The following is a 19,430-nucleotide window of genomic DNA, read 5'->3' on the forward strand; positions in this document are numbered from 1 at the left end:
GGAGAATGGCAATGTTCACAACCATCTCTCCGACACCCCTCGATCAGCCGATTGTGGCATGGCTTGCCCATCAGCGTGCTCTTGGCCGCCGCTATTACCCGGAGGAAAGGGTTCTAGTGACCTTGCGTGAATTTATCAGCCGCACCCCGGGACAGGATCTTGACCGTGCAAGCTTTGATCGATGGTGTGCCGCATTCCCTCATCTGGCAAGCAATACCTTGCGTTATCGCCAACGCGTTGTCCGCATGTTCTGCCTTTATCGGCGGCGCAAGGAGCCGGGCTGCTTTGTCCCCGATCCCTTGTACTTCGCGCGGCCCCGGCCGTACCGGCGTCCCGTTATTGTGGAGCCCGGGCAAATAGCCAGAATGCTGACCGCCGCTAACAATATGCCCGTCGCTTCTGGATCGCCGCTGCGGCCTGCGGTTTATAGGATGGCCGTCATTCTGCTGTACACGACCGGGATGCGTCGCGGCGAATTGTTGCGCCTTACGCTGGCAGACTGTGAGCCTGAAAGTGGAGTGTTACGGGTTCGGGAGTCCAAGTTCCACAAATCAAGAATATTGCCGCTGTCGCCCGACGCACATACCGAATTGTGTAGCTACCTTCGAAAACGTCTCGCCCCGCCGTTCAGCAGGGATCCCGACACGCCACTTCTTATCAACACGGAAGGCGGTCTTCGTTCCTATACTGGCACTGGGATCAGTGGCGGAATCCATGCCCTGTTCAAGGCCGCAAATGTTGAGGATAGCGAGGGCCGACGGCCCCGCATTCACGATCTGCGTCACAGCTTTGCAGTCGGGGCGCTCATCCGTTGGTATCTGGACGGCGCCGATGTGCAATCGAATTTGCCGAAGCTGGCTCTCTACATGGGTCACGTTAGCATCGCGTCGACGGCATGTTATCTGCACTTCCTTCCGAAGCTGAGGGCGATCGCCAGCGACCGCTTTGAAGAGGCTTTCGGCGGTCTCGTCAGCGAGGTCGTGGCATGAAGAAGCATCAATCCACGGCATTGGGACGAAGCATGGCACGCTTCTTTCAAGAATATCTTCCCGCTCTCCGCGGCATGAGCCATCATACGATCCGGAGCTATCGCGACACGATGGTCCTGTTCCTGCGATTTGCAGCTGCAGAGACCAAGGGATCCGTCGAAAGCATCGACGTCTCCGACATCAATGCCGACAGGATCGGTAGCTTTCTCACGTCGCTTGAGGTCGAGCGTGGCAACAGCATTGCGACCCGCAATGCAAGGCTGGCGGCGATGCATACCTTTGCGCGGTTCCTGATCTCAGAGCATCCCGAACATATGGATAACCTGCAAATGGTGTTGACACTTCCCTTCAAAAGGGGCGCGCGGGTGGCACCTGTCGAATATCTCGAAGAGCCAGAAATCAAGAGCGTCCTGGCGTGTATCGACCGCCGCACGCCTTCAGGACGGCGGGATTACGCACTGTTCTCGCTGATGTTCAATACGGGTGCACGAGTTCAGGAAATTCTGAACCTTCGCATTTGTGACCTTCGTCTGGTATCGCCCTGCCAGGTGCGCCTGCATGGCAAAGGCAACAAGGTTCGCCTCTGCCCGATCTGGCGAAACACGGCCCAGCTTCTTCAGGAATTGATCAACACGCAGCATCCGCCCTCGGATAATCCCGCCGAGCAACGAGTCTTTCTCAACGACCGCGGCACACCGCTGACCCGGTTCGGTGTTCGATACTTGCTGCGCAAATATGTTGATATGGCCGCGCGGGAAGAGTCCACTCTGGCCGAAAAAAGCATCCATCCCCACTCGCTGCGGCACACAACGGCCATCCACCTTCTCAAGGCGGGCGTTGACATTGCCACCATCAGCCAGTGGCTCGGCCACTCGGGCCTGAACGTAACGATGCGCTACGCGCGAGCCGATATCGATATGAAGCGGCAAGCGCTCGAACAGGTCTTTCCGGACGTGATGTCATCTACAAAAAATCAGACGATCATTGCTTATGATGGCGGGATGTTAGGCTGGCTGCGCCGCTTATAGCAGCTCAGTTATGTGGAGTGGTATCGTCGGAAAGGTGCGCAGTTGCGGGCTCATGCGGTATCAACTCCACATCTCTGCGCAGTGCACATTAATCAAGAATGAGCAGGTCGGTTCTCGCCAAAGCCTTTAAAACCTTTGGATATCGGCCGTCAGCACGCGCCAAAGCCAGGGTCGCGAAGAGCCTCGGAAGCCTATGATAGGCGACAGCGAAGTCCTCGCGGCATGCCTTGTGCCCAAGAGCGCAAGACAACCAGCTCTTGCCGACGCCCGCAGGTCCGATCATCAGTATGCTATGGCGCTGCCGGATCCAGTCGCATCCGGCGAGCTTCAGGAAGAGATTGCGATCGAGGCCACGGGTGGCGCGAAAGTCGATGTTCTCAAGCTGGGCATCATGGCGGAGGTTTGCGGCCCGAGCCCTTGCCTCGAAGCGCTTCTGGCGGCGTGCGGTGGTCTCTCGCTCAAGAAGAAGCGCGAGCCACTCTCCGTGCTCGAGGTGCCTGACTTCCGGCTGCGTGTCGAGTTCTTGATAGGCGCTTGCCATGCCGGAAAGGCCGAGATCGCGCAGCATGTCGATGGTGGGATTGGTCAGCATGATGGAATGTCTCCTCAATGAAAGTAACCGGGACCGCGCAAGTTGGCGTGTTCCACAACGGCGTCAGGTTCGGTGGAAGGTTTTTTGCCTTTGTAGGTGGCGATGAGCGAGGCGATGGTCTTGCAGTTCAAGCCGCCGATCTCGACAGCGCGTGCTGAAACGGCCTCGGCGCGGTCATGACCGATATCGCGATAGAGGCGCAGAATCCCCAGGCACGTTCTAAAGCCCTGTTCCGGATGCGGTCGGCTGGTGAGAATGGCGATGATAAGCCCTTCGGTCTGCGGCCCGATGGACGCGCCCCATCGCCGGAAGCGTTCCGGCGTCCATTCGGCATAGCGGCGGTGCGAACTCGGCATATGCGCGGGATCTGTTCCGTAACGCGGGCCACCATAGCGGCGCTGATGCACCGCAACGCGTTTGCCGCGATGGAAGATCTCGATCATTCGTGCGGTGGCCCGGATATCGACTTGGCTCCGGATGAGGCTGTGCGGGACGGAATAGAAAAAGTTCTGGAATTCGACGTGATAATCCGTCGACACCCGTGCCAAACGCGATTCTGCGAACTCGTAGTGCTCGGTGGGCAGACCAGCAAGTGCTGCCCGTTCGACCGCCTCAAAGAGGTTCCGACGACTGACGCTAAACCGGCGCATGACGTGATTGTTGAAGCGCCGCCGTGAATGGGCCATGCATCCGACGTGGGTTGCGCCATGCGGTGTAGCCATCGGTCACCAATATGCCGCGGTAGTCACCGAGAAAGGTCTGCGGGTGGCCATGTGTCTCTGGACACGACGCATGTTTACGCCGAAGTCGATATGGAAATGAAGGCCAAGGCGCTGGCTCGGGTCGACATCTCTGAACAACAAACCACGGTCTCCCAGCGTGCGCTACCGTCCCTAATGGCCTTCCTGAAGGCTCTCTAGCGCGGTCGTGGAGTTGAAGTTTATGTTGGGGTGCAAGCCGGGGAAACGAACCTTTCTCCGACCACCGCTACATATGGCTGGCCGCAACAAAACGCCATAGGCGTCCGCCCGCAGAATGCCAGTGAAGGTCTTCAGATGGCGTTAGCTGTGCTTGCGCCGCCCGTCGTGCGCCAGACGCCAACGGGCGGCGCGGTCTTTGCCTCGGGATCTGCAAGGAAGCTTCACCGGACCTAAAGCGGCGGCGGCGGCGGGATCTGCAAGGAAGCTTCACCGGACCTAAAGCGGCGGCGGCGGCGGGATCTGCAAGGAAGCTTCACCGGACCTAAAGCGGCGGCGGCGGCGGGATCTGCAAGGAAGCTTCACCGGACCTAAAGCGGCGGCGGCGGCGGGATCTGCAAGGAAGCTTCACCGGACCTAAAGCGGCGGCGGCGGCGGGATCTGCAAGGAAGCTTCACCGGACCTAAAGCGGCGGCGGCGGCGGGATCTGCAAGGAAGCTTCACCGGACCTAAAGCGGCGGCGGCGGCGGGATCTGCAAGGAAGCTTCACCGGACCTAAAGCGGCGGCGGCGGCGGGATCTGCAAGGAAGCTTCACCGGACCTAAAGCGGCGGCGGCGGCGGGATCTGCAAGGAAGCTTCACCGGACCTAAAGCGGCGGCGGCGGCGGGATCTGCAAGGAAGCTTCACCGGACCTAAAGCGGCGGCGGCGGCGGGATCTGCAAGGAAGCTTCACCGGACCTAAAGCGGCGGCGGCGGCGGGATCTGCAAGGAAGCTTCACCGGACCTAAAGCGGCGGCGGCGGCGGGATCTGCAAGGAAGCTTCACCGGACCTAAAGCGGCGGCGGCGGCGGGATCTGCAAGGAAGCTTCACCGGACCTAAAGCGGCGGCGGCGGCGGGATCTGCAAGGAAGCTTCACCGGACCTAAAGCGGCGGCGGCGGCGGGATCTGCAAGGAAGCTTCACCGGACCTAAAGCGGCGGCGGCGGCGGGATCTGCAAGGAAGCTTCACCGGACCTAAAGCGGCGGCGGCGGCGGGATCTGCAAGGAAGCTTCACCGGACCTAAAGCGGCGGCGGCGGCGGGATCTGCAAGGAAGCTTCACCGGACCTAAAGCGGCGGCGGCGGCGGGATCTGCAAGGAAGCTTCACCGGACCTAAAGCGGCGGCGGCGGCGGGATCTGCAAGGAAGCTTCACCGGACCTAAAGCGGCGGCGGCGGCGGGATCTGCAAGGAAGCTTCACCGGACCTAAAGCGGCGGCGGCGGCGGGATCTGCAAGGAAGCTTCACCGGACCTAAAGCGGCGGCGGCGGCGGGATCTGCAAGGAAGCTTCACCGGACCTAAAGCGGCGGCGGCGGCGGGATCTGCAAGGAAGCTTCACCGGACCTAAAGCGGCGGCGGCGGCGGGATCTGCAAGGAAGCTTCACCGGACCTAAAGCGGCGGCGGCGGCGGGATCTGCAAGGAAGCTTCACCGGACCTAAAGCGGCGGCGGCGGCGGGATCTGCAAGGAAGCTTCACCGGACCTAAAGCGGCGGCGGCGGCGGGATCTGCAAGGAAGCTTCACCGGACCTAAAGCGGCGGCGGCGGCGGGATCTGCAAGGAAGCTTCACCGGACCTAAAGCGGCGGCGGCGGCGGGATCTGCAAGGAAGCTTCACCGGACCTAAAGCGGCGGCGGCGGCGGGATCTGCAAGGAAGCTTCACCGGACCTAAAGCGGCGGCGGCGGCGGGATCTGCAAGGAAGCTTCACCGGACCTAAAGCGGCGGCGGCGGCGGGATCTGCAAGGAAGCTTCACCGGACCTAAAGCGGCGGCGGCGGCGGGATCTGCAAGGAAGCTTCACCGGACCTAAAGCGGCGGCGGCGGCGGCGGGATCTGCAAGGAAGCTTCACCGGACCTAAAGCGGCGGCGGCGGCGGCGGGATCTGCAAGGAAGCTTCACCGGACCTAAAGCGGCGGCGGCGGCGGCGGGATCTGCAAGGAAGCTTCACCGGACCTAAAGCGGCGGCGGCGGCGGCGGGATCTGCAAGGAAGCTTCACCGGACCTAAAGCGGCGGCGGCGGCGGCGGGATCTGCAAGGAAGCTTCACCGGACCTAAAGCGGCGGCGGCGGCGGCGGGATCTGCAAGGAAGCTTCACCGGACCTAAAGCGGCGGCGGCGGCGGCGGGATCTGCAAGGAAGCTTCACCGGACCTAAAGCGGCGGCGGCGGCGGCGGCGGCGGCAGGATATATCGAATTGTAAATGTATCCATGACAGTCCGGGAACTACACACTGATCATCAATGAATATGTTGGTAAATGGAACTGCCCCATAAAAACCGTTGCGGACACCTCTCGGAATGCGGGTGATTTCTTCTTCGGTCATGAGCATGCGGTTGAGTTCCGTGGTGCGTCCGGCCTGTTGACGTGCACCGCTTAGATGCCGGCCATTATTGTTCGTGCGGGGATTCGGTTTATATCGGACAGACATGCTCGAGGCACGTGGTTTTTAACGGGGTTTCCGATCCTGTCACTCTCAACTTTCGCCCATAAACCTCCGCTTAGAACCACGCATGCCGACAATGAGGATCAGGACGCGCGAAGCTCCATCTTGGCAAGGCGTGCCTTGATACTGGATAAGTTGGTGCAGATCAGCCTTTTTATTTGACCACTTGCGGACGGGCAACCCATACTTTTTTGACGCTGATGCTATCTCGAGCTTCCTTGAGGATTTGCCTCCGTCTTCTTGCCTCTTGCCGAGGAGGCGCTGCAGCTCTTTCACGTGGTTCTGACGTACAACCTCTTTAAGCGATGCGGTGACAGTTAGCGCGCCCTGCGCTGCAAGCCTGCGCCAGGCGAATGACTGGTTCGGCTGAATGCCATGGCGTCGAGCAACGATGCTCACCGTGACATCAGACTCGTACGTCGGTACGTCTCCTGGACTATCGCCAGCTTTTCCGCTGTCGACCAGTGACGGCGGCGCTCAGGGCCGGACAGGACTTCTATCTTCGGATTGCGACTAGTCATAATAGTCACATTACTGCTCACACTAAAAAATTGGGAGATCGTGTCCGAGGATTTATGGAGCCATTACAGTAAGTGCAGAAACGGAATAACAAGAATTTAATACGCTTATTTTATTGCCATAAGATAGGAAATTACATTATTATAACAGCAAAATACACATTAACTAATGAGAAGTTGCATCGAATTACATTGATATTGAAAAAGTAATAAATATATTACTTTAATACCGACGCTTTTATTTCGGCATTCACACATTAACATCCAGATGGGGGCTTAGATGAGAAACTTCACGATCGATGCCCTGATTTCGCCATTCCCAGATAGCCATTTCATCTTCAGATCGATCTGAGATTACCCAGTCCGCAATTGTTGCCGAATTTCCTGGTGTTCCTTTTCTCCACCGTATGTATTTCCGCTCGTCGGTCTCATGACGTCGAGCCCTGCCTGTTTTAATGTCGATTGAGAACTCAGCCCTCTCGCCACAATCCAGAAAGGCTGCGAAGTCATAGCATCTAGTAACCGCAGCAAACTTCAAGTGAGGGCGTTTAGCTCTAATCATCGTATCCTCCTTGACGTAATGCGCGAGTCTAACTGCGGCTTGATCTGAATCAAAAGCCAACAGGACATCTGCAACGACAACTCGGCCCAACAAGTTTTTGGTCACCCTGGAGAAAACAACATGTACCGCCACAATCCGCATGTCTTGCATTAGCAAGGAATCAATCCAGGTTTTGCCTGCCAAATACAAATCATCGACTGTGGGTTCAGTAACTTGACGCAGACGGGCCAGACGGCAAAGTTCTTCAGGAAAAAGAGCGGGCATCAAAGCGATTGATTTCCTCCAATCAGATGCGGGCTGGGCTTTTAAAACTGCGTCGACAAAGGCACTACCGTGTGGGTATTCAAATGTGTAGAAAAGTACAACAACTCTTTGATGGTATTCCGGTCGGTGGCTAAGCCAAGCCACAATCACGTGAGCTTCGTAGTTCCTGCCGTCTAGGAAAATGGTGGCATCTGGATTAGCCGAAAATACCTTCCCCAATATTTCGTCTAACAAAGGAATATGATCAATGGTTTCAAGATACCTATCTTGTATTACCCCATTGGACACCTCTCGAATAATAACAGGCACGTCCTTGATGTCTGATGAGTGAATTTCATTGAAAAGATTATCTCCCAATTTTTCAGACACTCGCCAAGTGTTAAGATCATGAGAAACGATAGGTACATTATCTGAAGTTAAACAGACGTCCAACTCGCTCAGATTGCGTCCACCTTGCCCCAGCGCGGCTAACAATGAGCTCGCGGTGCATTCTTGAATGCGGTTCCCTAAATTGAACATTCCTCTATGCTCAATGACCTGTAAGGGCAGGTTCTCCTCGAGCCGCTCTAGAAGCTTTGGGACAGAATGGCGTGCGAGAACCTCAGGGGGAGTGACGTTTTCTGGAAGATCCCAATGAAGCGTCCAAGCCGGCCAAGCGGTTTCGTCCACCTTGTGTGGCTTACGCTGACAAAGCACCTGCGCAAAAAAAACGGGACGTCAGGACGCTTTTTGATGAGAAAACAACAAAGCATTCTTACATTCATAGCCATCTGCGAACTAAAGCCAATAGCCGGGAGCAAGATTGGAATTGCTGCGATCTCGATCTAAAAGTGACAAGCGAAAAGTTCGGTGCGACGTATAAAAATAATGGCAAGATATGTATTTAAATGATGGATAAAGGCTGACAGTTTTAGCTAATAATGTAGTGGGGCTCATTAACCTAGCTGGAATCACTGCCCGCCTAATCAGTCAGTGTCTTATTTTCGGCGTCAATTTGTCCCCCCCTATACGACTAATTGCGCAAAATATTCAAACTGCTGGCCTCACATCGCGCCGTTGCCGGCGGTCTCACCGAAATGTGGGCCCTACTCTTGAAAAATCGTCCATCAACATAAATTTAATGAGCTAAAAAACGAAATACTTCGGGGCCGTCTCAATTGATTCAAACCGCTATCCCGTGATTTATGCTATCGGGTAGCCAATATTAAGGGTACTCACGCACGTATAATAATCAACTTAGGCTGATTGACATTCAAAAAGAACTCTCTTGTTCGATATGGATCACAGTCGGCCGATATTCAACGTTATCGACAGCTCGCATATACAAGACCGGAGTGAACTTGAAATCGTCCTACTTGCTACAAGGGAAAATTATCTCAGTTTTACAGAAACGAATCTAATTCCTGCTCAACGCTCTTGGATAGATTTTATCATTGATACTAATGTACCGATTGATCCAGCTGCAGACGAAGTGGTCAAGCGCTTCCGCAGTGTTGCTTGCTTGCCAGGGCCGGTAGGTATGCCCCTGAATATTATACTAAAAGATTCTCTAATGTACGTTTATTGTTCGTTTCGAGAAATGCGAAGGTATGCATGCGAGCGATTTTATGAGGGCTTTTCCGGCAAAGGCGTGGTCATCTCCACCGTTCCACCCTATGCCCAAGGATTAACAAAAGAAACTATGAGGTGGTGGCAGAACGAGGTCTGTCAAATTACAAACAATGAAAAAAATGACTTGGATGCTTATATTGCTTTCCTTCCGAATACTTCGCTTCAGAACACAAGTTTCTCGCACGTGAAGATCGGCGGCGATACCTTCCTGGCGCCATCCCGGGCTGACCCTTTCTGTGTTGAAATAGTCGCGGTCGGCAAAGCTCTCTTTCAGGATAACGGGCTGAAAAAGGCACCCAAGGCGGGGTGGACAATGGCTCTCACCTCCTTGTTGAAGCGCTTGGTCTAATACGCACATCTGTGTGTGAGCGGGAATGAAGCAACAGTGTCCGATCGTAACGAAATGTGTCAAGTCTATGTAATGATAATAAGATGATGTAGCCTGCATGCAGATAATCAGTGTATTTCCAATATGTACTTTAATTACCGATGTCGTATCGTTGTGTGCTTTATGAATAATAAATTATTTACCATAGATGTATCTGATTAATATTTAGGTCTCGAGTCGCAGTATAACGTTTGAGCCGTTCTATCAATCAAAGCAAATTAAAGGTGTAGCCTATGTAAATTGCTAATTTTATTTTTGCTTTAGAATCTAATTTACCACTGAATTATAAGATAATGCTTATTCTAAGCTTTGAGAAGGATTAACTAAAAATTTTATATATCGATTTTTATTATATCAAGCAGATGTTTCGATCTTGGTGGCGACACAGACGCGCTGAGTATTCTATGAATTTCAAGAATAATTATAAATGAAGCGCAGATTTATTAGACAATAATTGGCGTGGTAAACAGCTAGTTCGGCACATCTGAGAAAGAACGAAAATTTATGGCTTTTTCTAATGCTGCCCCGATTGCTAACAGACGGTGGTCTGAACCCGCTAATCCATCAATTTCCATTCCAACAGGCAAGCGATCAGGTGTAAGGCCAACAGGAAGGCTCAACCCAGGTAGGCCTGCGTTGCTGCTTGGATCCACGTTTCGCACGTAGATCTTGAAAGTGTTCACCATTGAGCCATTGTGGATGACTGAGGAATCCTGACCTATGGCTTTGGCCGCCAAGGGTGCAGTTGGGAAGAGAATTGCATCTAACCGATAGAGTCTGAAGTAGTTGCGATAAGCGGCTTGGAGCCTTGGCCTGAAGGAGTGACGCGCCAGTTCATATTCAGCGTTGGAAATTTGATGTCCCTCAATTTGTGCGTTGACAATGTCCGCTACATCGGGACTACGAATTTCTTTGATAACGTCAGAAAAAGAAACTGTTCCCACAAACTCGTCGAGATACTGTTTTAGAGCGTGTGGAAATTCATAAAGTGCAATTGGCAAGCTGGCCCCGTTGTTCAGATCCTCCAGGTGGGGAATATTGGCTTCAACGAAGGTTACGCCTCTGTTGGCTAGCAAGCGAATCGTCGTTTCAGCTGCCAAGGCCACATCAGCATCAAGGTCACCGTAAAAGTAGGTAGTGGGGAGGCCGATCCGAAGCCCCTTCAGTGGCACGGGCGGAATTCTCGCCGGCCTTCGGGATATCACCTGGTCGAGAATTACAACATCGGCTACGCACTGCGCTATGATTCCGGCGGTGTCTCGGGTCGGACTAACCGGTATTATCCGATCTCCCGGATATCGACCAAGTGTCGGTCGAAATCCTACTACGCCACACAGGGCTGCGGGTAGGCGAACAGATGCACCGGTATCGGTGCCTATGCCGCCCAACATCAATCGGCTTGCCACCGCAGCAGCCACACCACCGCTTGAGCCTCCTGGTATCAGACCTGGATTCCACGGGTTCCGCACCGCCCCGGTGGCATAGTTGTTGCTCGTAATTCCAAACGATAACTCATGCATGTTTCCCGAAGCACCCGGCAGGGCTCCAGCTGAAAAAAGTCTTTCTGCGACGCGGGATGGTATCTTTGGCAAGTGGTTTATCAGTGCCGGCGTAGCAGCGCTGGTAGGAAATATGCCGGTCGCGATGTTCGCCTTAAAACAGAGTGGAATGCCGCAAAGACCTACTCCGGCGTTTCCATGGCGATCAATTTTTTTGGCGCTTCGCCGCAAGCCATCCCAGTCTGTAGCCAGAAGGGCATTCAATGCTTTTGCAGCTTCACAACGCGCGATTAGAGTTTCTACTAGTTCTAAGCATGAGTAGTCTTTCCGTCTTAGGCGTTCTAGGGTTTGTGCTAACGAGGTAATGGGCACCATCTTTCTGGATTGGGGATTTTAAGCCCATTTCAGATCAAATAAATATACCGCGCTTGGGCCCAAATTGCGCGATTATTGGAGGGAATTTCCCAATCACGGCGTATGATCCGAATTATTGGAGGTATTAAGGGCACTTTTTCAAACGGAAACAGTATTGTATCAATCAATATTCAACCTGATTGAGCGGCGAGTTGGACCCGCGTGAATATTCTATTGAAAAACGCCAAAATTGTCGCTTTCCATTGGGATGTCAATGCACAGTATGTTCCCCGATTTTCAACTTAAATAGAAACGGTTGATGTCTTTAGTTATCTACACAAAGACCAATCTTCCCTAGCAATGTCAGCCTCATCTCTTTTTGATAAACAATGCGATCATTTCTCTACCAAAATTGTGGATCTGATAATGGTCGACAAGGCTGATGAATTGGACCGCCGCGTTGCCGCAGCCTTCTCAGAACGAGAAGCTTCGAGGGAAAGAAGAATTACTCAAATTTCCGGCGAGTGCCGCGCTGGGTTAGCTTGCAAAAGGCTGGCCGACGGTCGCTTTCCGGAGATCTCAGCCGGTCAGAGGGTCGCAGTCCTCTCCGCTTACATCTATGTTGGCGAGGAAATTCTGAGGTGGATACTCGAACCAGAAGCTTCGGTGCGAACAAGAGTGAGTGGTCTCGTTGCCATCGACCTTGCACCATCTTGCATGGATATCTCCAGAGCTCAACTTCTCCAAACCATGAATTTGCTGAGTGGTAAAAGATGTGCACCCAGCGACCTTAGTCATTTCGTGGCCATTTCAATCTCTGAGACTGCCCGCTCCCGAACCCTGCAAATGGCGCCGTACGAAGAAGGCTCGTTGAAAAGCGTTACCGGGTTTACCGTAATCATTGAAGAGGCAGTACCATTTGACATGGTAGCTTATGGTCGAAACCTGATGCTGAAGGCTTCGGCAGGGTCCTTTCCAACGATCGACTTGCTCTACGACTACAGATTGTTTCTCGACAAATGTTCAGATAGTGGGCGGATCGGCTTCTTTCCAGAAGATGTTCCCAGGCCAAAAGTAGCGGTCATTGGGGCTGGCATTTCCGGGCTCGTGGTGGCAAGCGAACTGCTTCATGCTGGCGTAGACGATGTTACAATATATGAAGCAGGTGATCGGGTTGGAGGCAAGCTTTGGTCACATGCTTTCAAGGACGCTCCGAGCGTCGTGGCCGAAATGGGGGCGATGCGATTTCCTCCTGCTGCATCGTGCTTGTTTTTCTTCCTCGAGCGGTACGGTCTGTCTTCGATGAGGCCGTTCCCAAATCCCGGCACAGTCGACACTGACTTGGTCTACGAGGGTTGCCGATACATGTGGAAAGCCGGGCAGCAGCCACCGAAGTTGTTCCATCGCGTTTATAGCGGGTGGCATGCGTTCTTGAAGGACGGTTTCCTTGAGGGAGATATTGTGTTGGCTTCGCCTGATGCTATCACTGAGGCCTTGAAATTAGGGGACATTAGGCGGGCTCATGACGCCTGGCAAATTTGGCTGAACCGTTTCGGGAGGGAGTCGTTCTCTTCAGCGATAGAGAGGATCTTTCTGGGCACGCATCCTCCCGGTGGTGAAACATGGAGTTTCCCTCATGATTGGGACCTATTCAAGCTAATGGGAATAGGATCTGGCGGGTTTGGTCCAGTTTTTGAAAGCGGGTTTATTGAGATCCTTCGCTTGGTCATAAACGGATATGAAGAAAATCAGCGTATGTGCTCTGAAGGAATCTCAGAACTTCCACGTCGGATCGCCTCTCAAGTGGTTAATGGCGTGTCTGTAAGCCAGCGTATACGCCATGTTCAAGTCAGGGCGGTTGAGAAGGAAAAGACAAAAATAAAGATAAGGCTTAAGAGCGGGATATCTGAACTTTATGATAAGGTGGTGGTTACATCTGGACTCGCAAATATCCAACTCAGGCATCGTCTGACATCCGATACCACCATTTTTCGTGCACCAGTGAACCAAGCCGTTGATAACAGCCACATGACGGGCTCTTCAAAATTGTTCCTGCTGACTGAACGTAAATTTTGGTTTGACCATATGCTCCCGTCCTGTGTCCTCATGGACGGGGTCGCAAAGGCAGTGTATTGTCTGGACTATGAGCCGCAGGATCCGAACGGTAAAGGTGTGGTGCTCATCAGTTATACATGGGAGGACGACTCCCACAAGCTATTGGCGATCCCCGACAAAAAAGAGCGATTATGTCTGCTACGGGACGCAATTTCGAAATCGTTCCCGGCGTTTGCCCGGCATTTAGTTCCCGCTTGCGCTGATTACGACCAAAATGTTGTTCAACATGATTGGCTTACAGACGAGAATGCCGGCGGAGCTTTCAAACTCAACCGGCGTGGCGAGGATTTTTATTCTGAAGAACTTTTCTTTCAAGCGCTGGACATGACTAATGATACTGGAGTTTACTTGGCGGGTTGCAGTTGTTCCTTTACCGGTGGATGGGTGGAGGGCGCTATTCAGACCGCGTGTAATGCCGTCTGTGCAATTATCCACAATTGTGGAGGTGTTTTAGCAAAGGACAATCCTCTCGAACACTCTTGGAGGAGATATAACTACCGCAATAGAAATTAATCTGCGTATCCTGTTACAAGTATTGCACGTTTTATAAATTGCTATTAATGAATCTTGATGTTTAACAACGAATATGATGGTGTAAATAAAATTTCTGTAATTCTATTAACCTCCATTATGTTGAGGTGCGCAGTAATATGTTGAGGTATAGTTAAAATATCAACTGTCGCGTTTATTGAATGGTAATATTATTCCAACGGTAGAATATCTTTGATTTTGTCACAATGACAACGACTGCAAGAAGTAAATAATAGACACCGTTGTTAAGGAATTGCTATCACATGTGCCTAACAATATGGACATATTTAAGTCAAATATGAAATAGTCGCCCTTATTTTGACGTCTCACCTAATCAACTATTACAAACGATTTCACTCTCTCGCCAGCAATGATGATAATCAGCGCAGACAAGTGGCAGTAAAGCGCGGAAAAACGTCCTCAAGTGGCATGAATAGCTGCCTCTATAGTGCTGATTTAGTCAGCCTTATTTTGACTTAAAGGCGCCTTCGTTGGTGACAAATTGCTTTCAAGGAAACAGCCGTGCCCCACACTTTGTTGAAAAACAAGTTGCCCTTTGGAGAGACGCTAAAGCCATTTGCTCTTCAATAAGGAATCTCGAGGAAGACAATATAACAGCCTGTGATGATACACTTCTCGAACCCAAAAAATATCAATTTGTATTCAAGATATCGCAAAACACTTATGGATCTCCGTCTAATTTTCGGTCCAACTTGTACAGGAAAGACATCGACCGCGATAGCTCTTGCCCAGCAAACCGGGCAGCCAGTCCTTTCTCTCGACCGGGTCCAATGCTGTCCTCAACTGTCAACCGGAAGCGGACGACCAACAGTGGAAGAACTGAAGGGCACGACCCGTCTATACCTTGATGAACAGCCTCTTGTGAAGGGTATCATCTCAGCCAAGCAAGCTCACGAGAGGCTGATCGCGGAGGTTTATAATATAGAGGCTCACGGTGGGCTTATTCTTGAGGGAGGATCTATCTCGTTGCTCAAGTGCATGGTGCAGAGCAGTTATTGGAGCAACGATTTTCGTTGGCGTATTATTCGCCACAAGTTAGCAGACGAGGAGACCTTCATGAAAGCGGCCAAGGCCAGAGTTAAGCAGATGTTGCACCCCGCTGCAGGCCTTTCTATCATCGAAGAGTTGGTTCATCTTTGGAATCAGCCTCAGCTGAGGCCCATACTGGAAGGGATTGATGGGTATCGATACGCCATGTTGTTTGCTAGCCAAAACCAGATCACACCCGATATGCTATTGCAGCTTGGCGCAGACATGGAGGATAAGTTGGTTCATGGGATCGCTCAGGAGTATCTCATCCATGCGCGCCGACAGGAACAGGAATTCCCTTCAATTAACGCAGTCGCTTTCGAAGGATTCGAGGGTCATCCGTTCGGAATGTAATAGGATCTCCTGGCGCCCTGGGGATTCGCTATGTTTGCGATTGCCAACGACGAACAGCCCTATCCGATGAAGACAAAAATCGCAGGACGAGTTGGTGGAAGGTATAGCCCAGGAGTATCTCAGCTATGCTCGCCTGCAGCATCGCCGCTACGCAATGCCAAAGATAGATCTATCTTTGCATAATAAAATACGATTAAGTATATTATGGAATGTTCGATTGGTATTTGTAGATGTTTTATTTTTCATGGGCGTGTTTCATTTTGTATTGTATTTTCATAGTTTTGAAACGAGACGTTTCATAAATAAAATTACGCACGACTAATAATAGTAATAATAATATGTGTTTGGGCCACAATTGCTGTATTTAGACCATATTAATTGCATTGCGAGAGACGAAAATGACGAATTTTATTTCGGTACTGGATGATATTAGAAACATGAAAAATAACAAGATTCAAAGCACGCGTTGATAGATCAAGTTTTCTGGTAACCGCGACACCTAACGTGTGAGATGGCACGATCCCAATGCGACAATGGGATAATGAATGAGATCGGATAATTGGAACTCTCTCGTTTCCTCTTCCTCTTCCTCTTCCTCTTCCTCGTTTTCGATACCTTCGTTATCCTCTCCTTCCTCAACATAATTACCTAGCCTGGCGTACCAACCATAACCTTGACCGCGGATTACATCAGTCCTGATCCGTATGAACAACTGGCTCATCAGGATCGCCAAAAAAAAGCTGTTTGTACTCGGACCGTGGTGGTAATTAACGAAGCCTCCTTGACCGCAACTCTGTTGCAAGATTGCGTTCATTTCTTGTGGATCCAATAGCCATGGGGGCATTGCGGTAGCTACTGTCCCGAAGGCCGGAGAGTTGGACGGTAATAGGCGATTGAGACCACACAATTGCGCTGTTTGCGGATTTCGCTAAATCGGGACAGCGGTTTCAGCAAGTCGCGGACAAGCGTTTCGCTAAGTCGCGGACAACGGATGCGATCGAATCCCGGTTGCCTTGTTGCTGTTACGCGTGATTGTGTTCGGTTATTTCGTCGCCGGTCAAGAGCGTCGGCGTTTTTCGTTTGCGCATGCTGTCGCCTTCGAGAGTGATGCGGTGGGCGTTGTGAACAATGCGATCCAAAATCGCATCGGCCAAAGTGGCTTCTCCAATCATTTCGTGCCAGGCGGCCACCGGAAGCTGAGCTGTGATCAGGGTCGATTTCCTTCGATATCGCTCCTCGAAGATTTCGAGCAAATCGAGGCGCTGTCGGTCATTCAGGGTATGGGTTCCCCAGTCATCCAACACCAGCAACTGAACACGTGCCAGCTTGTCGATGAGGCGCGGAAAGCGTCCATCGAGCCTGGCAAGTGCGAGATCCTCGAAGAGCCGCGGCATACGAACGTAGAGGACAGAGTAGTCGAGGCGGGCCGCCTGTCTCGCAAAGGCGCAGGCGATCCAAGTTTTTCCAGTGCCCGTTTGGCCTGTCAGGATCAGGTTCTCGTTTGCCTTCAGCCATGCGCCCTGCGCCAAGGACAAGACATTGCGACGATCAAGGCCGCGGTGAGATCTAAAATCGATGTCTTCGATCGAGGCATTGGCAAATCGAAGCTTTGCTGTGGCGAGCCGATTGGTCAGCCGTCGGTCGGTTCGTAGTGCGATCTCGCGGTCGAGCATCAGGCCAAGCCGTTCGTCAAAGCTAAGATCATTTCCATGAACTTGCTCGATAAGTTCGCGATAGGCGGTTGCCATTCCGGCAAGACCAAGCGCACTCATCTGGTCCAGTGTTGGATGTGTCAGCATTAGATGTCCTTTCATTGGTAGTAGGTTTTGCCGCGGATATTGCCGTGCGGCGGTGCCGGCTTCACGGTCTCGCTTGCGGCAGGAGCCTGATCGAGACCAGATCTGAGAATGTTGGCGACAGACGAATAGGTCAGCGCATTGATGACCAACGCACGCTCACAGGCCAATTCCAGCCGATCGGTTTCGTAACGACGCGCCAGGGAGAGAATGCCCTGAGCGGATCTGTAGCCTTGCTCCGGGTGCGGCCGATCGCTAAGCAGACGCTCGATAAATATCGCAGTATTGGCCCCAACCTTCGCCGCTTCCTTGCGCAACGTGTGAGGCGTCGTGTTTGCATAGCGCTGGTGAGCTTTCGGCATATGCTCATTGACAGTGATATGGCCGGAACGCTGGGAGCTTCGGATGTGGCTGGCGACCCGCTTGTGGTCAAAGAAGATCTCGACCGCTCGATACGTCAGCCTGATATCGACCTTCCTGCCGATCAGACCGTGCGGCACGGAATAGAACGTCTTGTCGACGTCGACATGGTAATCGGGATGAACCTTGGCGACCTTCCATTCCGCGTATTCAAACGGCGTTGGCGGCAGTGGCTTGAGCTGGGAGCGCTCGACCTCATCGAACAGGGCTCGCCGGGATTTTCCATACCGACGCATCGTACGGGTGTTAAGGTCCTCGATCAGAGCGCTGATGCGGATATTGAGATCGACAAGGCTGAAGAAACGGTCGTTTCGAAGTCTGGCCAGAACCCACCTCTCGACGATTAAAACCGATCCCTCCGCGGATGGTTTATCCCGAGGACGCCGCGGCCGTGCTGGCAATACGGTCGTATCGTAGTGTTCGGCGAAGGCAGCAAATGTCGCGTTCAACGTCGGTTCGAACCAGAGAGCCTTGGCAATCGCGGATTTGAGGTTGTCGCAGATCGTCGTCTTCGTCACCCCACCGAAGTAACTGAAGGCTCGCTGGTTCGCCTCGATCCAATCCGGCAGCTTCTGACTGAAGCTGGCATAGGAGAACACCAATTGCGATGCACTCAGCACGGCCACATAAATCTGTGCTGCCCGGATCTCGCCAGAAGACGGATCGATGATCGGGATCGTATGGCCGGCATAGTCGCATTCCATCGCGACACCAGCCACATGACGACTGCGATAGGTGGGTTTGGCGCGGCTCTCATAATCAGCAAATCGGCAGCAGAACCAGGTGTAGCCGTATCCATCCGGATGGACCTCCCGGTATTCCTGCCATAGCAGGTTGAGCGTCACGCCTTTGCGTTTCAACTCGCTGGCCACTTTCGGCCAGTTCGGTTCCTCGCTGTCTCGAGGAGGTCGCCCCATCCGCCGGAATAGTCGCTGCTCCAGGAGCTCGTCATCATCCAGACCGGGTGGAAGTGGCCATGCTGCAAGCCCCGCCTCCCGCGCCCGCAGCAGATACGTTGAGACCGACGTCTTGCTCATCTTCAGCCGCTCAGAAACGGCGCGTATCGACAATTCCTGCTCGAACGTCAGCCGCAGTATCGATCGAATGTCTTTCACATCAGTATGTCTCGCTTGCTTCCGTCTAGGCATTAGATCCTCGCTTAAAACACGAGAACAAATTGCCAGATCGGCGCTCACGAGATTCGATCTAAATCCGCTGTCCCTTCTGTCCGCGACTTACTGAATTTGCTGTCCCGAACTTTCTGAATTCGGTGTCCGCGACTTACTGAAATCTTTGTCCGGGACTTTGTGAAACCCGCACGCTGTTACTTCATCGACGTAAACATAGGTGAGCCTCTGGTCTGAAAGGAGATACTCGTCATCGTACGCATTTGGGTTAACAACGGAGCGGTTAAAGTATACGAATTGTGACAGGGTGGATCTGAAATCGGTACGAGCCTGGCGCAAGTGTTGCCTCAACTCACTAACTCGTAGGATGCGTCTAAGATCGCGAACCTGCCAAGTAGGAACCGTCATTTCGTATATTGCCGATTTGCCGAGGGGCTGTGACAGAAATGGAGTGATGGTTCGTGTTCTTATAGTGAATGGGCAAGCGATTGTGGCCGACTCGATAGCATTTTCGTGAGTGCACTTGGTAGCCTCGTCAGGCAATCAGCGCGCAACAGTCGCCGCATGTGGAAATATTTCTCCAATCAGGAGCATTTTTCGCTAAATGTGTCATATTTTTTGTCTTTTTTGTCCCAAAAGTCGTGGATTGGGTAATTAGATCGCAGAATGTGGCAATTCTGCGCCGAACTGCTTTTTGACATTTACGCCCCAACTTTTTCTTCGGTGGGCCACCGTCGGCACGAATTTTTGTCTTTTTTAAAGAGCGCTTGGTGCAAATTTCAGATTTCAGAGAAGATATCTGTTCCGTCTGAGGCAAGTTTCTACTTCTCAATTAC

11 protein-coding genes and 3 pseudogenes are annotated in these 19,430 nt (G+C 52.4%); 5 read left to right on the top strand and 9 right to left on the bottom strand.

All coding sequences use genetic code 11. From position 1 onward, the window contains the following. Window positions 1-11: 11 nt before the first annotated feature. Together PR017_RS22175 and PR017_RS22180 are read left to right on the top strand one after the other, a co-directional pair. Complete coding sequence (locus tag PR017_RS22175) at window positions 12-989, top strand: tyrosine-type recombinase/integrase (RefSeq protein WP_111223096.1); 978 nt, start codon at window positions 12-14, stop codon at window positions 987-989. Further along, window positions 986-2,017 (top strand): tyrosine-type recombinase/integrase, encoded by a 1,032-nt coding sequence (locus PR017_RS22180; protein ID WP_111223097.1) that lies wholly within the window; start codon window positions 986-988, stop codon window positions 2,015-2,017. Before PR017_RS22175 ends, PR017_RS22180 begins: the two co-directional genes overlap by 4 nt. A 91-nt stretch (window positions 2,018-2,108) precedes the next feature. On the opposite strand, the pseudogene PR017_RS22185 reads toward PR017_RS22180, so the two are convergent. The 4 genes and pseudogenes from PR017_RS22185 to PR017_RS22200 form a co-directional block, all read right to left on the bottom strand. Further along, window positions 2,109-2,609: pseudogene (locus PR017_RS22185) on the bottom strand (ATP-binding protein); the annotation flags it as partial. 14 nt (window positions 2,610-2,623) lie between these two features. After that, window positions 2,624-3,377: pseudogene (locus PR017_RS22190) on the bottom strand (Mu transposase domain-containing protein); the annotation flags it as partial. A gap of 2,814 nt (window positions 3,378-6,191) precedes the next feature. Beyond that, window positions 6,192-6,526 (bottom strand): annotated as a pseudogene (locus tag PR017_RS22195) (transposase); the annotation flags it as partial. Between the two features lie 247 nt (window positions 6,527-6,773). Further along, complete coding sequence (locus PR017_RS22200) at window positions 6,774-8,018, bottom strand: glycerophosphodiester phosphodiesterase family protein (protein WP_111221730.1); 1,245 nt, start codon at window positions 8,016-8,018, stop codon at window positions 6,774-6,776. Between the two features lie 607 nt (window positions 8,019-8,625). Here PR017_RS22200 and PR017_RS22205 point away from each other — a divergent pair. Continuing rightward, the gene (locus PR017_RS22205; RefSeq protein WP_161959374.1) at window positions 8,626-9,309 is read left to right on the top strand and encodes a RolB family protein; all 684 of its coding nucleotides are present in this window, start codon (window positions 8,626-8,628) and stop codon (window positions 9,307-9,309) included. 509 nt (window positions 9,310-9,818) lie between these two features. On the opposite strand, the gene iaaH is transcribed toward PR017_RS22205, so the two are convergent. After that, on the bottom strand, window positions 9,819-11,222 hold the full coding sequence (iaaH, locus tag PR017_RS22210; protein ID WP_045231698.1) for an indoleacetamide hydrolase: 1,404 nt from the start codon (window positions 11,220-11,222) through the stop codon (window positions 9,819-9,821). A gap of 339 nt (window positions 11,223-11,561) precedes the next feature. On the opposite strand from iaaH, the gene PR017_RS22215 reads away from it, so the two are divergent. Together PR017_RS22215 and ipt are read left to right on the top strand one after the other, a co-directional pair. Further along, window positions 11,562-13,829 carry an FAD-dependent oxidoreductase gene (locus PR017_RS22215; RefSeq protein WP_111221727.1) on the top strand — a complete coding sequence of 756 codons (2,268 nt, stop codon included), beginning with the start codon at window positions 11,562-11,564 and terminating at the stop codon, window positions 13,827-13,829. Between the two features lie 702 nt (window positions 13,830-14,531). Continuing rightward, window positions 14,532-15,251 carry an adenylate dimethylallyltransferase Ipt gene (gene ipt, locus PR017_RS22220; protein WP_111221726.1) on the top strand — a complete coding sequence of 240 codons (720 nt, stop codon included), beginning with the start codon at window positions 14,532-14,534 and terminating at the stop codon, window positions 15,249-15,251. A 499-nt stretch (window positions 15,252-15,750) separates the two neighbouring features. On the opposite strand, the gene PR017_RS22225 is transcribed toward ipt, so the two are convergent. The 4 genes from PR017_RS22225 to PR017_RS28545 form a co-directional block, all read right to left on the bottom strand. Next, window positions 15,751-16,158 (bottom strand): RolB family protein, encoded by a 408-nt coding sequence (locus PR017_RS22225; protein ID WP_111221725.1) that lies wholly within the window; start codon window positions 16,156-16,158, stop codon window positions 15,751-15,753. A gap of 115 nt (window positions 16,159-16,273) precedes the next feature. Beyond that, window positions 16,274-17,050 (bottom strand): IS21-like element helper ATPase IstB, encoded by a 777-nt coding sequence (istB, locus tag PR017_RS22230; protein WP_111221724.1) that lies wholly within the window; start codon window positions 17,048-17,050, stop codon window positions 16,274-16,276. 11 nt (window positions 17,051-17,061) lie between these two features. Further along, the gene (gene istA, locus PR017_RS22235; RefSeq protein WP_111221723.1) at window positions 17,062-18,615 is read right to left on the bottom strand and encodes an IS21 family transposase; all 1,554 of its coding nucleotides are present in this window, start codon (window positions 18,613-18,615) and stop codon (window positions 17,062-17,064) included. An 87-nt stretch (window positions 18,616-18,702) separates the two neighbouring features. After that, window positions 18,703-19,002, bottom strand: coding sequence for a RolB family protein (locus tag PR017_RS28545; protein ID WP_111221722.1), 300 nt, complete (start codon window positions 19,000-19,002; stop codon window positions 18,703-18,705). Window positions 19,003-19,430: the final 428 nt, after the last annotated feature.

The sequence above is a fragment of the Rhizobium tumorigenes genome (assembly GCF_003240565.2).
Taxonomy (GTDB): Bacteria; Pseudomonadota; Alphaproteobacteria; order Rhizobiales; family Rhizobiaceae; genus Rhizobium; species Rhizobium tumorigenes.